Annotated in this window: 14 protein-coding genes; 6 read left to right on the forward strand and 8 right to left on the reverse strand. The window is 74.1% G+C overall.

Annotated features, from left to right (window positions below; genetic code table 11):
• Positions 1-120: 120 nt before the first annotated feature.
• The 3 genes from WD794_04955 to cofC form a co-directional block, all read right to left on the reverse strand.
• Positions 121-996, reverse strand: a complete 876-nt coding sequence (locus WD794_04955; protein MEX2289659.1) for an NUDIX domain-containing protein — start codon at positions 994-996, stop codon at positions 121-123.
• 16 nt (positions 997-1,012) lie between these two features.
• Positions 1,013-3,094, reverse strand: a complete 2,082-nt coding sequence (locus WD794_04960; GenBank protein MEX2289660.1) for an RNA degradosome polyphosphate kinase — start codon at positions 3,092-3,094, stop codon at positions 1,013-1,015.
• Between the two features lie 72 nt (positions 3,095-3,166).
• A complete protein-coding gene (gene cofC, locus WD794_04965; protein ID MEX2289661.1) occupies positions 3,167-3,814 on the reverse strand; it encodes a 2-phospho-L-lactate guanylyltransferase in 648 nt (215 codons plus the stop codon).
• A gap of 172 nt (positions 3,815-3,986) precedes the next feature.
• On the opposite strand from cofC, the gene WD794_04970 reads away from it, so the two are divergent.
• The 3 genes from WD794_04970 to WD794_04980 are packed head-to-tail and all read left to right on the forward strand — an operon-like array spanning position 3,987 to position 7,346.
• Positions 3,987-4,982, forward strand: coding sequence for an NAD(P)H-dependent glycerol-3-phosphate dehydrogenase (locus WD794_04970; protein MEX2289662.1), 996 nt, complete (start codon positions 3,987-3,989; stop codon positions 4,980-4,982).
• A gap of 21 nt (positions 4,983-5,003) precedes the next feature.
• Complete coding sequence (locus tag WD794_04975; protein ID MEX2289663.1) at positions 5,004-6,215, forward strand: aminotransferase class I/II-fold pyridoxal phosphate-dependent enzyme; 1,212 nt, start codon at positions 5,004-5,006, stop codon at positions 6,213-6,215.
• A 39-nt stretch (positions 6,216-6,254) separates the two neighbouring features.
• Positions 6,255-7,346: a D-alanine--D-alanine ligase family protein gene (locus WD794_04980; GenBank protein ID MEX2289664.1), complete on the forward strand. Its 1,092-nt coding sequence runs from the start codon at positions 6,255-6,257 to the stop codon at positions 7,344-7,346.
• A 15-nt stretch (positions 7,347-7,361) separates the two neighbouring features.
• Here WD794_04980 and WD794_04985 read toward each other — a convergent pair whose 3' ends face one another.
• Together WD794_04985 and WD794_04990 are read right to left on the reverse strand one after the other, a co-directional pair.
• The gene (locus WD794_04985; GenBank protein MEX2289665.1) at positions 7,362-7,796 is read right to left on the reverse strand and encodes a DUF3515 family protein; all 435 of its coding nucleotides are present in this window, start codon (positions 7,794-7,796) and stop codon (positions 7,362-7,364) included.
• Positions 7,797-7,891: 95 nt separating this feature from the next.
• Positions 7,892-8,128: an Lrp/AsnC ligand binding domain-containing protein gene (locus WD794_04990; GenBank protein MEX2289666.1), complete on the reverse strand. Its 237-nt coding sequence runs from the start codon at positions 8,126-8,128 to the stop codon at positions 7,892-7,894.
• A 26-nt stretch (positions 8,129-8,154) separates the two neighbouring features.
• On the opposite strand from WD794_04990, the gene WD794_04995 reads away from it, so the two are divergent.
• Positions 8,155-9,135, forward strand: a complete 981-nt coding sequence (locus WD794_04995) for a thiamine-phosphate kinase (protein ID MEX2289667.1) — start codon at positions 8,155-8,157, stop codon at positions 9,133-9,135.
• The gene (gene thiD, locus WD794_05000; GenBank protein MEX2289668.1) at positions 9,117-9,914 is read left to right on the forward strand and encodes a bifunctional hydroxymethylpyrimidine kinase/phosphomethylpyrimidine kinase; all 798 of its coding nucleotides are present in this window, start codon (positions 9,117-9,119) and stop codon (positions 9,912-9,914) included. The genes WD794_04995 and thiD overlap by 19 nt, the downstream gene beginning before the upstream one ends.
• A gap of 13 nt (positions 9,915-9,927) precedes the next feature.
• Here the strand turns inward: thiD and WD794_05005 are convergent, their stop codons facing one another.
• From WD794_05005 to rpmB, 3 genes are all read right to left on the reverse strand, one after another.
• The gene (locus tag WD794_05005) at positions 9,928-10,110 is read right to left on the reverse strand and encodes a hypothetical protein (protein ID MEX2289669.1); all 183 of its coding nucleotides are present in this window, start codon (positions 10,108-10,110) and stop codon (positions 9,928-9,930) included.
• Between the two features lie 91 nt (positions 10,111-10,201).
• Positions 10,202-10,405 (reverse strand): cold-shock protein, encoded by a 204-nt coding sequence (locus WD794_05010; GenBank protein MEX2289670.1) that lies wholly within the window; start codon positions 10,403-10,405, stop codon positions 10,202-10,204.
• 213 nt (positions 10,406-10,618) lie between these two features.
• Positions 10,619-10,816, reverse strand: a complete 198-nt coding sequence (gene rpmB, locus WD794_05015; protein MEX2289671.1) for a 50S ribosomal protein L28 — start codon at positions 10,814-10,816, stop codon at positions 10,619-10,621.
• A 127-nt stretch (positions 10,817-10,943) separates the two neighbouring features.
• Between rpmB and WD794_05020 the strand changes: the two genes are divergently transcribed.
• On the forward strand, positions 10,944-11,880 hold a 937-nt coding region (locus tag WD794_05020), incomplete at its 3' end, for a DAK2 domain-containing protein (GenBank protein ID MEX2289672.1).

Consider the following 11,880-nt stretch of genomic DNA (forward strand, 5'->3'; position numbering starts at 1 on the left):
AAGGCCGTGAAGGCTCCGGCCAAGAAGGCCGTGAAGGCTCCGGCCAAGAAGGCCGCTCGCCGGTAGTCGCGTTCCACCCCCGAAAGCCCCGGCATGCCGGGGCTTTCGGCATGTCTGCTCTCAGCCGACCAGCCGGGCGGTGTAGTCGGCGTCGACCAGCCGGCCACCGGCGAAGCTCAGCGCCCACACGCTGCCCTTGTGGGCCCGCACCTCCGGCAGGCCGCTCAGCGCCCGTACAGCTTCCGGAATGGCACCACCCTGACTGCAGACGACCGCGGGTCGTCCGCCGGCCGCGAGCTCCCACAGCAGCCGGGTCAGCTCGCCTGCGGGGTGCTGTTCCGGCTCACGTGCCGCCTCGACCGGTTCGACGGCCAGGCCGAGACGGTCGGCCAGCGGGCGGACCGTCTGGATGCAGCGCACCACCGGAGCCGACAGCACCCGCGTCGGCGCGTAGACGGGCAGCATGGCCGCGACCGCGGCGGCCTGCGCCACCCCCGCCTCGTCCAGCGGCCGGTGGTCGTCGTCGCCGGCCCAGGACGCACGATCGCCCGCCGATCCGTGCCGTACGAGCAGGACGCTCGTCGTGTCCGCCGGTCCGGCCGCGAAGGCCCGAAGCGGTGCGCAGTCGTAGCCGGAGCTGGCCCGGGCGAGTGCGGCCGGCAACGGCAGCCACCGCAGCAGGTCGACCTCCGCACCGGCAAGGAAGGTCCCCTCGGTGGCCCGCATGGCCCACCACCGCACGGTCTTCTGCACGTCCCGCCCCCGGTCCAGCACGCGGTACCGGCTCGTGCCGAGGGTGCGCCCGGCGACGGCGCCGAAGCCGGTCTCCTCGCAGACCTCGCGCAGGGCCGCGACCACCGGCAGCTCGCCCGGGTCGAGCTTGCCCTTGGGGAGCGACCAGTCGTCGTACTTCGGCCGGTGCACGAGGGCGACCTGGACCTGGTCGTGGACCCGCCGCCAGAGCACCCCACCGGCCGCGCGCACCTCACGACTCACCGGACAGGCCTGACTTTCAGGCATCGCCGCCGCGTTCGTGTACGCGGCGCATCAGGTCGACGTGCAGGTCGTCGGCCGGCTGCCCCGGCTCCGGTCGCTGCTCCCAGCAACCGGCGGAGTCCAGCACCCAATGGCGGGTGGTCGGCGCCATCGCCTTGTCCAGCACGGCATCGAGCTGCGTGGCGACGGCCGGGTCCTTCACCCGCACCAGCGTCTCGACCCGGCGGTCGAGGTTGCGGTGCATCAGGTCGGCGCTGCCGAGCCAGTGCTCGGCCCGGTCGCCGGTGCCGAAGACCATCACCCGCGAGTGCTCGAGGACGCGCCCGACGATGCTGCGGACGTGCACCGTCTCGGACAGCCCGGGCACGCCCGGCCGCAGGGCGCAGATCCCGCGGACCAGCAGCTGCACCTCGACACCCGCCCGGCTGGCGCCGTACAGGGCGTCGATGACCTGCTCGTCGACGATGCTGTTGGCCTTGATCCGCACCCGGGCCGGCCGGCCCGCGCTGGCGTGCCCGGCCTCGGTGCGGATGCGGGCGACCAGTCCCGACCGCACGCCGTGCGGCGCGACCATCAGCATCCGGTAGCCCGTCTGCCGGCTGTAGCCGGTCAGCGTGTTGAACAGGTCGGTCAGGTCGGCGCCCACCTCGGGATCGGCGGTCAGCAGGCCGAAGTCTTCGTACATGCGGGCCGTCTTGGGGTTGTAGTTGCCGGTCCCGATGTGGGCGTAGCGCCGCAGCTGCCCCTTCTCCTGCCGCACGACCAGCGAGGTCTTGCAGTGGGTCTTGAGGCCGACCAGGCCATAGACGACGTGGCAACCCGCCTTCTCCAGCGCACGCGCCCACCGGATGTTGGCCTGCTCGTCGAAGCGGGCGGTGATCTCGACGAGCACCACCACCTGCTTGCCGGCCTGCGCGGCGTCGACGAGCGCGTCGACGATCGGCGAGTCACCCGAGGTCCGGTAGAGCGTCTGCTTGATGGCCAGTACGTGCGGGTCGGCGGCCGCCTGCTCGACGAAGCGCTGGACGCTGGTGGCGAACGAGTCGTACGGATGGTGGACGAGCACGTCGGCCTCGCGCAGGACGGCGAAGATGTCGGCGGCTGTCTCGTTCTCGGTCAGCCGCGGGTGCGTCGCCGGGACGAAGGCGTCGTGCTTGAGGTCGGGCCGGTCTGCGCCGTAGAGCTGCCAGAGCGACGACAGGTCGAGCAGGCCGGGCACCTGCACCACGTCGTCATCGGTGATCTCGAGTTCGCGGACGAGCAGGTCGAGCACGTGCGGGTCGATGTCGTCGGCCACTTCGAGCCGCACCACCGGGCCGAAGCGGCGCTGGGCCAGCTCCCGCTCGAGAGCCTGCAGCAGGTCCTCGTCCCGGTCCTCCTCGACCGCCACGTCGGTGTTGCGGGTCACCCGGAACGGGTGGTGGGCCAGCACTTCGAGCCCGGGGAACAGCTGCTGCAGGTGGGCCCCGATGAGCTCCTCGAGCGGCAGGAAGGCCGCTGCTCCGTCGGCGGTCACCTGCAGGAACCGCTTGACGTTGTTCGGGACCTTGACGCGGGCGAAGTGCTCGGTGCCGCTGTCCGCGTCGCGCACCAGCACCGCGAGGTTCAGCGACAGCCCGCTGATGTACGGGAAGGGGTGTGCCGGATCGACCGCCAGCGGGGTCAGGATCGGGAACAGCTGGGCGCGGAACCAGTCGTGCAGCCGAGTCTGCTGCTCGGCAGGCAGATCGCGCCACAGGACGATCTGCAGGCCGGCATCGGCCAGCGCCGGGCGGACGTCTTCCAGGAAGGACCGGGCGTGCTCGGACGCCAGCTCGCGGGCCCGGCGGGAGATCCACGCGAGCTGCTCACGGGTCCCGAGGCCGTCGGCGCTGCGCACGTCGAGCCCGGTCGTGTGCCGGCGCTTGAGCCCGGCGACGCGGACCATGAAGAACTCGTCGAGATTGCTCGCGAAGATGGCCAGGAACTTGACCCGCTCGAGCAGCGGCGCGCCGGGATCGTGCGCCAGCGCCAGGACCCGGGCGTTGAAGTCGAGCCAGGACACCTCACGGTTGAGGAACCGGTCGTCCGGCAGCGGGAGGTCGTCCGGTCCGGCCACGGCGCGGGCGGTGCCGTCGGTGCCCTGACCGCCGGCCTGCAGGTGGATGCTCACGGCGCCATCGTGCACCTGTCAGGGGAGCGGCGGCAGACCGGCGGCCGCCGCCGCGGTGCGGGCACCGACTCCGAGGGCGATCGCCGCCCGCAGATCCGCCGGCGTGTCGACGTCCCGCCGCAGCGCCGGGGTACCGGGCAGCTCGAGCGCCCCGGACCTGCGGTGCCGGGCCCGCGAGCCCTGTCCGTACGACGGGGCGAGGGGCGCGGGCGCCGCCGCCGCGAGCAGGGTCGTGCCGGTGCCGGCGGAGTCGGCGACGAACGCTCGTCCGCCGGCGGGGACGGCGGCCAGCACCTCCGCGAGGTCCAGCGGTGTCAGGGACGGGAGGTCGGCGGACACCGTCACGACGCCCAGCTGCGGCTCCCGGGCGCGCAGCAGGTCGGCGCCGTGCGCGAGCGCGGGGTTCAGGCCGCCGTCCGGATCGTCCGGTGCGACGCGGGCGCCGAGTGCGGCCAACGTGGCGGCGGCGTGCGGATCGTCGGTGACGACGAGGACCTGCCCGACGGCCGGGCAGGCCAGCGCCGCCGCCACGACGTCGGTCGCGAAGGCCAGAGCCAGGGCTCGGCGTGCGGCGTCGCCGTACGCGCCGAGGCGGGACTTGGCGACGTCGAGCCGCTTGACGGGGACGACCGCACCCCAGGCGGGGCGCACAGCGGCGGGAGGCACGACGCGGAAGTCTCGCAGCCACCGCAGGGGCGCCTCGACACGGCGGGCAGCGGCACGGGAGGATCAGGGTGCAGGCAGAGTGGCGAGCACGCCGGTGGGACCACCGCGGCAGCGGCCGACGGACAGCAACCGACGCACGGCAACGGACGGACGGCGACGGACGGAGGACGGCGTGACACGTGCGGCGGTGCTGGGATCAGGCTCCTGGGGGACCGCCTTCGGCAAGGTGCTGGCGGACACCGGTACCGACGTCGTGCTGTGGGCCCGCCGGCCGGAGCTGGCCGAGGCGGTGCGCGACCGGCACGAGAACCCCGACTACTTGCCCGGGATCACGCTTCCGGCCCGCCTCACCGCCACCGCCGATGCCGAGCAGGCCGTCTCCGGCGCCGACTTCCTCGTGCTGGCCGTGCCGTCCCAGAGCCTGCGCGAGAACCTCGCTGCCGTCGTGCCCGTTCTCGGCCGCGGCACCCTGCTGGTCAGCCTCATGAAGGGCGTCGAGCTCGGCACCACCAAGCGGATGAGCGAGGTGGTCTGCGAGGTCGCCGACGTGCCGGCCAGCCGGGTGGCCGTGGTCTCCGGGCCCAACCTGGCCAAGGAGATCGCCGGCGGCCAGCCGGCTGCCACCGTCGTCGCGTGCACCGACGAGCGGGCGGCCGGGCGGCTGCAGGCCGCCTGCCTGACCGGCTACTTCCGCCCGTACACCAACGTCGACGTGGTCGGCTGCGAGCTCGGCGGCGCGGTCAAGAACGTCATCGCGCTGGCGACCGGGATGGCCGAGGGGATGGGTTTCGGCGACAACACCAGGGCCTCGCTGATCACCCGCGGCCTGGCGGAGACGGCCCGCCTCGGAGCGGCGTTGGGCGCGGACCCGCTGACCTTCTCGGGTCTGGCCGGGCTCGGCGACCTGGTCGCGACCTGCACCTCCCCGCTGTCGCGCAACCGCACCTTCGGCGAGCGGCTCGGCCGCGGCGAGACGCTCGAGGGCATCCTGGCCGGCAAGCCGCAGACGGCGGAGGGGGTCAAGAGCTGCCGGTCGATCCTGGACCTCGCCCGCAAGCACGACGTCGACATGCCGATCACCGAGCATGTCGTGGCGGTCGTCCACGAGGGCATGACGCCCAAGGAGATGGTCCGTGGCCTGATGACGCGCGAAGCCAAGAGCGAGTGACGCGGATGGCAGGCTGGGCGCATGTCCTCCCGAGGCACCGCCCCGCGCGGTGAGAGCACCCGCGCCGTCCACCCGCCGGCAGCGCCGGTCCTGACGCAGAGCCCGATGGGGCTGCCGATTCACCGCACCGCCGCCTTCCGCTTCGGCAGCGCACAGGAGTACGCCGACCTGCTGAGCGGTGCGCAGCGCGGCTACTCCTACTCCCGGGTCGACAACCCCACCTCCGACGCGTTCGCGCAGGCGGTCGCCGCGATGGAGGGGGTGAACCTCGACCGGGAGGTCACCGGCCAGGCCTTCGGCTCCGGGATGGCGGCGATCTCGACGGTGCTGACGGCCCTGACCCGCGCCGGCGCGCACGTCGTCGCCCCGCGAGCGGTCTACGGGGGGACGTACGGCCTGTTGACCTCGGTGTTGGACCGCTTCGGGGTCGGCACGACGTTCGTCGACGGCACCGACCTGGACGCGGTGCGCGCCGCTCTCCGGCCGGAGACCGCAGTCCTGTGGGGCGAGACGCTGGCCAACCCGACGATGAGCGTGGCAGATCTTCCTGCTCTGGCGGCGATCGCCCGGCAGGCCGACGTGACGTTCGTCGTCGACTCGACCTTCGCCTCCCCGGCCGTCTGCCGCCCGCTCGAGCACGGTGCCGACGTCGTCGTGCACTCCGCGACGAAGTACATCGGCGGCCACAGCGACAGCACCGGAGGGGTGGCCGTCGGCTCGCCGGAACTCATGGCCAAGGTGCGTCGCGACCGGATCGACCTCGGCGGGATGCTCGCGCCGGACGAGGCCTTCCTGCTCCACCGCGGACTGGCCACCCTGCCGCTGCGGATGGAGCGGCACTGCCGCAGCGCGGTCGCCGTCGCCACCGCGCTGGCCGGGAACCCCCGGGTGCAGCACCTCGACTTCCCCGGGCTGCCGACCCACCGCGACCACGCGTTGGCCGGCCGGCTGCTCGACCCCGGCCGCTACGGCGCGATCATCACGCTGACACCGGAGGGGGGCCGCGCAGCCGGCCTGGCGCTGTGCGACCGGCTCCGGCTGGTGTCGATCGCCACGTCGCTCGCCGGCACCCACAGCAAGGTGAGCCACGTGGCCACGACCACTCACCGGCAGCTGTCCGACACGGCGCTCGCCGCTGCCGGGATCGACCCGGGCGCCGTGCGCCTCAGCGTCGGCCTGGAGGATCCCGAGGACCTGGTCGCCGACCTCGAGCAGGCCCTCGACGGGCTCTGAGCCGCGGGCCGCCGGTCGTTTCCGTCTAGGGTCGGCGGTGTGAGCCGCACCCGTCTGGCCGTCGTCTTCGGCGGCCGTAGCACCGAGCACGCCATCTCCTGCGTCTCGGCCGGCAGCATCCTGGCGGCGGTGGACCGGGACCGCTACGACGTGGTCGCCGTCGGCATCACGCCCGAGGGTCGCTGGGTGCTGGGGCCCGACGACCCGGCACTGCTCGCTCTGTCGGGCCGCGAACTCCCGTCGGTCAAGGACGGCCGGGCGGTGGCGCTGCCTGGCGACCCCACCGTCGGTGGGCTGGTGCCGCTCGAGGACGGCCCCGGGCTGCTCGGCCGGATCGACGTCGTCTTCCCCGTCCTGCACGGGCCGTACGGCGAGGACGGCACGGTGCAGGGGCTGCTCGAGCTGGCCGGCGTCCCGTACGTCGGCTCGGGGGTGCTGGCCAGCGCGGCCGCAATGGACAAGGCGGTGGCCAAGAAGCTGCTGGCTGCGGCCGGTGTCGCCGTCGCCCCGGCGGTGGTCGTGCGGGCAGCGCGCTGGGAGACCGACCGGGACGGGGTCGAGGACGAGGTCCGCGCGCTCGGCCTGCCGGTGTTCGTCAAGCCGGCCCGCGGCGGCTCCAGCATCGGCATCACCAAGGTGGACGACCTGGCCGACCTGCCGGTCGCCGTCGCGGCCGGGCTGCGCTGCGACCCGAAGATCCTGGTCGAGGCCGCCGTGCCCGGCCGCGAGGTGGAGTGCGGGATCCTGGAGGACGCCGACGGCCACCCGGAGGCCAGCCTGCCCGCGGAGGTGCGCCTGGTCGGGGACTACGACTTCTACGACTTCGAGGCGAAGTATCTCGACAGCGCCACCGAGCTGGACGTGCCGGCTGACCTGCCGGCCGACGTGACCGGGCGCCTGCAGGCGACGGCCCGCCTCGCGTACGACGCGTTGGACTGCGAGGGTCTGGCCCGGGTCGACTTCTTCGTCGGCGCGGACGGCGGGCTCACGGTCAACGAGGTGAACACGATGCCGGGCTTCACCCCGACCTCGATGTTCCCGCGGATGTGGGCCGCCTCCGGTGTCGGCTACCCCGAGCTGGTCGACCGGCTGGTCCAGGCGGCGCTGCGCCGGGGTACGGGCCTGCGCTGACCCGTCGCGGCGGGCTCAGCCGGCCGGGCTCGGCGTGGAGGGGGTCGGCGCCGCACCGGTCGAGGGGCTCGGCGTCGGGCTGGGCATCGGTGGCAGGGCCGCCTGGATCGGCTCGACGAGCGGGAGCACGATCTCCGCGCCGTTGGGGTAGCTGTCCGGGATCTGGACCGCGACGTTCACGGTCCGTGCGCTGGTCGTCCAGCGGTGGCCGGCACCGATCTCGCGCACCGACCAGGTGACGCCGTTGACGACGACCGACTCCTCGGACCCGTCGGGGTCCGGGACGCCGCACTCGAGCGTCACCGGCGGGTCACCCCAGGCGGCGGTGAGGCGCTGGTCGCCGACGACCGGCCGTCGCCGCACGCCGGGGTCCACCTCGACGGGGAGCGCGGCCGACAGGGCGGTGCAGGCGGCCTGCACCTCCGGCGGGACCGCGGACGGCACCGGCACGTCGACCGGCCCCGTCGCCAGGGGAGGCGGCGGGGCCGGCTCGGAGGTGCAGGCCGCCAGGAGCAGCAGCGCTGCCCCGGCGACGGGCCGGACGCTCAGAGGTGGACGACCGGGCAGGTGAGGGTGCGGGTGATGCCGTCGACGCCCTGGATGCGGGCGACGACCAGCTTCCCGAGCTCGTCGACCGTGTTGGCCTCCACGCGCACGATCACGTCGTAGGGGCCCGTGACGTCCTCGGCCTGCGCGACCCCGTCGAGCGCGGCGATCGCCTCGGCGACGGCCGCCGCCTTGCCGACCTCCGTCTGGATGAGGATGTAGGCCTGGACCGGCACGAGATGGACCCTTCTGGGAGGCTGGCGTGGTGCCGGACGCTACAGCACGTGAGGTGGGGGAGTTCGGGCTGATCGAGCGGGTGGTGGAGCGCCTCGGGACGTCTGCGGCGGTGCTTCTCGGGCCCGGCGACGACGCCGCGGTCCTCCTGGCCCCGGACGGGCGGGTGGTCGCCACGACCGACGTCCTGGTCGAGGGCGTGCACTTTCGCTCGGACTGGTCGAGTGCGTACGACGTCGGTCGCAAGGCCGCCGCCGCGAACCTGTCCGACGTCGCCGCGATGGGCGCGACCGGGACCGCCCTGCTGGTCGGGCTGGCCGCCCCGGGCGGGCTCCCGGTGAGCTGGGCGACCGGGCTGGCCGACGGGCTGCGTGACGAGAGTGCCCTCGTGGGCGCCGTCGTCGTCGGCGGCGACACGGTGACCGGCGACCGCATCGTCGTCAGTGTCACCGCGCTCGGCGACCTCGCCGGCCGCGCCCCGGTGACCCGGGCGGGGGCCGCGGTCGGGGACGACGTCGTGCTCGCGGGGGCGCTCGGCTGGTCAGCGCTGGGCCTGCTCCTGCTGTCCCGCGGCACGGCGTCGGCGCAGGATCCCGGCGCCGTGCCGCCGGTCCCGGACGAGGCCGCGCAGGCGGTCGGGCGGCACCGCGCACCGCAGCCTCCGTATGCGGCCGGCCCGCTGCTCGCGGACGCGGGTGCGACGTCGATGTGTGACGTGAGCGACGGCCTGGTCGCCGACGCCGGCCGGCTGGCCGCCGCCGGCCGGGTCCGGATCGCGCTGGAGCACGTGGACGACGCCTCCCTGGAGGGCCTGCGCGGCCTGCTCGGGGACGACGCCGTCGAGCGGGCGCTGCTGCACGGCGGTGAGGACCATGCGTTGCTGGCCACGGTGCCGCGGGGGACGCCGCTGCCGCGCGGCGTGCGCCGCATCGGTCGCGTCGTCCCGGGCGACGGCGTCACCATCGGCGGCTCTCCGGTCGAACCTCAGGGATGGGAGCACTTCTCGTGAAGCGGGTGCTCACCGTCGCCGGCTCGGACTCGGGCGGCGGGGCGGGTGTCCAGGCCGACCTCAAGACCATGCTGGCGTGCGGCGTGCACGGCATGAGCGTCGTGGCCGCCGTGACCGCGCAGAACTCCGTCGGGGTGCAGGGCTACTGGGAGCTGCCCGTGGAGGCGGTCCAGGGGCAGCTGGACAGCGTGCTCGGCGACATCGGTGTGGACGCCGTCAAGACCGGGATGCTGGCCTCCGCTGCACTCGTACACGCGGTGGCCGGGCGGCTGCGCTCCGTCGACGCGCGGCTGGTCGTGGATCCCGTGGGCGTGAGCAAGCACGGTGACCCGCTGCTGCAGGACGAGGCGGTCGAGGTGCTGCGCGCCCAGCTCGTCCCGCTGGCCACCGTCGTCACGCCGAACCTCCCTGAGGTCGAGCAGCTCACCGGCGTCCGGGTCGCGGACGAGACGGGGCTGCGGCGGGCGGCCGACGCCGTGCTCGCGCTCGGTCCCTGCTGGGTGCTGGTGAAGGGCGGCCACCTGCCGGGTGAGCCGGTCGACCTGCTCACTGACGGGACGGTCGAGCACGTCCTGCGCACGCCGCGGCTGGACAACCGGCACACCCACGGCACCGGCTGCACGCTGGCCTCCGCCATCGCCTCGCGGCTGGCGCTCGGTGATTCGGTGCCGGCCGCCGTCGCGGCCGCCAAGAACTACGTCACCGGCGCGATCGCCGGCGGTTTCGCGCTGGGAGCCGGTCTGGGTCCGGTCGACCACGGCTGGCGCCTGCGCCGATAGCCGTGCCCCGCTCTCATCCCGGATCCCGGCCCTCCTCGGCCTCGTCGAGGGCGTCCTGCTCCGCCGTGCGCGCCCGGGTGCGATCCAGGGCCGTCGCGGCCCGCTCATGAGTGGCGTACGGCCCGAGCCGTTCCTTGTTCGGGCAACCCGGTCCTTCTTCGACCCGGCCGTGGGTGAGGCACCACCAGAAGTCCATGCCGCGGACCGTACGCGAGGGCGCGCAGTCGCCCAACGCCGAAGGCCCCGGTCGCGGGGACCGAGGCCTTCGGGACGTGCGGGTCGCGAGACTAGATCGGGCGCACCGCGTCCGCCTGCGGGCCCTTCTGGCCCTGGGTGATCTCGAACTCCACGCGCTGCCCCTCATCGAGCGAGCGGTAGCCGTCGGACTGGATCGCGGAGTAGTGGACGAAGACGTCCGCACCCCCGCCGTCGACGGCGATGAAGCCGAAGCCCTTCTCCGCGTTGAACCACTTGACTGCACCCTGAGCCATGTTGCCTGTCTCTCTCTTGCTGGTACGGCTCCGCACTCCGCGGGACCGAGTCGTGCCGGTCCCCGGTCCGCGGGGACAGGCGAAGAACCACGCGGGGAAACCGAGCAGGACTTGCGACCGCCGCGAGCGTACACATCACGGGCGCGACGCGACAGCCCTCTCGAACGAGAGAGCTGACCGTGCGGGTCGAGCCGGGTCCCCTGGCAGGGGCAGCTAGGCGCGGACGACCTTGCCGGCCTTGATGCAGGAGGTGCAGACACCCAGTTTCTTCGGGGTCTTCCCCGAGGGGCCGGTCAGCGCGTGCACCGTCTGGATGTTGGGGTTCCAGCGGCGGCGGGTGCGCCGGTGGGAGTGGCTGACGGACATGCCGAAGCCGGGGCCCTTGCCACACACGTCGCAGGTCGCAGCCACGGTCACTCCAGGATCTTGAACGGGAAGAGGTCGCACGGTCCGGTCTGGCGCCGGACGACCACCACACAGTAGCAGGACGGCTAGCCTCCGCCGGAGTCCACGGCGGTCCACCCGAGGAGGCCAGAGCGTGCTGCAGGTGCTCGACGCCGTCGCGCTGCGCCGGTGGTGCGCCGCGGCCCGCGTGGGCCTGGCTGCCGCGCGGGAGGAGATCGACGACCTCAACGTCTATCCGGTTCCGGACGGCGACACCGGCACGAACCTCCTGCTGACGATGGAGGCGGTCGAGGAGGCGGTGCGGGCCGCTCCCGCGGACATGGCGGCCACCTGCGAGGCGATGGCGCACGGCGCGCTGATGGGCGCCCGCGGGAACTCCGGGGTCATCCTGTCCCAGCTGCTCCGCGGGCTGGTCGAGGTGCTGGCCGCCGCCGGATCCGGCTCGGCCGCCGACCTGCGGCGGGCGCTGACCCGCGCCGCGGAGGTCGGCTACGCCGCCGTCGGCACCCCGGTGGAGGGCACGCTGCTGACCGTCGCGCGGGAGTGCGCCGAGGCCGTCGCGGATCTCGAGGGGGACCTGGCCGCGGTGGTCCGGGAGGCGCGGTCGGCGGCCGGCCGGTCGCTGGCCCGCACCCCCGACCTGCTGCCCCAGCTCCGGGCCGCCGGGGTTGTGGACGCCGGTGGGCGGGGGCTGTGTGTCCTGCTCGAGGCGCTCGAGCAGGTGGTGACGGGGGAGACGGCGACGGTGTCGGCGGTGCCGCAGCTCCTGGTGGCCCGGGACCGGAGCGGCCTGGTGACCGCGCGGGAGACCGGCAGCGACGCGTACGGCTACGAGGTGCAGTTCCTGCTCCGGGACGCGCAGGACGAGGCGGTCGCGACGCTCCAGCAGGTGCTGGCCCGGCTCGGCGACTCGCTCGTCGTCGTCGGCGGGGATGGCCTGTTCAACGTGCACGTGCACGTCAACGACGTGGGCGCGGCGGTCGAGGCGGGGCTGGACGCAGGGCGGCCGTTCCGCATCACCGTCACCCGGTTCGAGGACCAGATCGCCCTGGAGCGTCCGGCCGGGCCGG

The sequence above is a fragment of the Mycobacteriales bacterium genome, assembly GCA_040902655.1.
Taxonomy (GTDB): Bacteria; Actinomycetota; Actinomycetes; order Mycobacteriales; family SCTD01; genus SCTD01.

Bases quoted from the DNA above. Each gene is read 5' to 3' on its own strand.
- WD794_05005 (MEX2289669.1), bottom strand. From the start codon at position 10,110: ATGGACTTCTGGTGGTGCCTCACCCACGGCCGGGTCGAAGAAGGACCG.
- thiD (MEX2289668.1), top strand. From the start codon at position 9,117: ATGGGAGCACTTCTCGTGAAGCGGGTGCTCACCGTCGCCGGCTCGGAC.
- WD794_05010 (MEX2289670.1), bottom strand. From the start codon at position 10,405: ATGGCTCAGGGTGCAGTCAAGTGGTTCAACGCGGAGAAGGGCTTCGGC.
- WD794_04975 (MEX2289663.1), top strand. From the start codon at position 5,004: ATGTCCTCCCGAGGCACCGCCCCGCGCGGTGAGAGCACCCGCGCCGTC.